Origin of the sequence: Grimontia sp. AD028 (assembly GCF_000973155.1) — a bacterium.
Taxonomy (GTDB): domain Bacteria; phylum Pseudomonadota; class Gammaproteobacteria; order Enterobacterales; family Vibrionaceae; genus Enterovibrio; species Enterovibrio indicus.
In genome coordinates this window covers 1-1,451 of record NZ_LASY01000109.1, presented here as the reverse complement: position 1 = coordinate 1,451, position 1,451 = coordinate 1, and the positions used below count along the sequence as shown (strand labels likewise).

Sequence of the window (1,451 nt, the reverse complement as noted above, 5' to 3'; positions counted from 1 at the left end):
TAATGCATGTGAATTAAGCTGAATGACGCTTTCTAGAAGGCCTAGTCGCATAGCGACTGGGCCTTTTCTTTACTGCTCTGGGATATGTCCTCTCCCGCCTCTCTGGAAGCACAAAGCTCTCTGCCATATCGAGGATATATCTAAGCACTTCTGGGTATCTGCCGGGCGCAACAGCCGGAAGCATCTGCAACTGACTGACTAAAAATATCGATGCCTGCTTAAAGCCTATTTGGTATGGCATCACCGTATTCAAGGAATACGCCATCTGGCACATCATAAAACGCAGCAGGTTATAGGCGAGCAGCATTCCCCAAAGCTCCTGTTTGACTAAAGCCGGCGTTTTACTTCTTAGCGTCAGGCTATTTTGAAGCATGGACTGTTTCATCTCTCTGTAGCCTAATTCGATTTCCCAGCGATGACTGTAGAGCTCTGCAATATCTGCTCCTATGTAACGCTTAGGGTCGGTCATGGAAGTCAGCAGTTTGACTTCTTTCCCTTTCACCTTGGTGGTAATGAGTCTGGCTTCCAGTGTATCCGGCGCATCTGCCCACTTCTTTTTCGCTTGAGATGTCAGTGAGAGCTCAATCAGCTCCTGACCGCGTCCCAGTTTTCTTAACACCTTATATTGCGCCCCTTTACGCAGGGGAATTAGCCAATGTCTTTCCTCTCCTTGGCTTTGCCAACGATGGAGAAGTCCCAATGCATAGAAGCCTTTGTCAAACAGAGTGAGGCTATTGTCCGGAACTTTGTCGATAAGCTGAGCGGTGAGGTCAATCTCACTGACCGAGACGGAGTCAAAGGCGGCACTGTTGAGCAGATGGCTCGTCAATTCCATGTGGCAGACCATGCGAACTTGAGGATAGTCTGACGTCGTTGTTTTATTACCTGTTCGACTAAAAGCCTTATCATTGTCAGTCGTATCAGGTGTTCGCCAAACCACGCCATCGACGGCATGCAAAGTGAGCCCGTACCAATCGGGATGCGGGGTTTTCTCATGCCACAATTGCTGAGTTTGGTTGAACACCGCTTCTACTGGTTCATGTCCTAGTTTCTTACGGGCATGAATCACCGCGCTCGGCGCAACAAAAGGCTTCTTACCCGGAAGTAATATATCGAGCTGAGAGACCACCTTGCTCATCGATAGATGCCGATAAAGAGACATTCCCACCACGCTCCACACCATCAGTTCCATGGGGAGTCGACGCTTACGAATCGTGGCGACGCCCGTGTCTTCAAGGCATTGATTAATCAGTGAGGGGCAAAGGAGATCTGAGAGCCCATTGAGTTGGTCAGCAGAGAATTGGTGTATTCGGTCGAGGGCTTGCCTTAAGAACATAAAGAAATCCGAGTGCATAGAAACACTCGGATTTTGACAGCCTATAAGGATCGTTCAACCGATCATTTATTGCTTAACTGATCGGCATTAGGGCCTGTCTCTTATACACATCTCC

General features: G+C 48.6%; 1 protein-coding gene. It reads right to left on the bottom strand.

The window, feature by feature from the left end:
- Positions 1 to 13: 13 nt before the first annotated feature.
- A complete protein-coding gene (locus RN22_RS20165) occupies positions 14 to 1,336 on the bottom strand; it encodes an IS4 family transposase (protein ID WP_046307166.1) in 1,323 nt (440 codons plus the stop codon).
- Between the last annotated feature and the right edge of the window lie 115 nt (positions 1,337 to 1,451).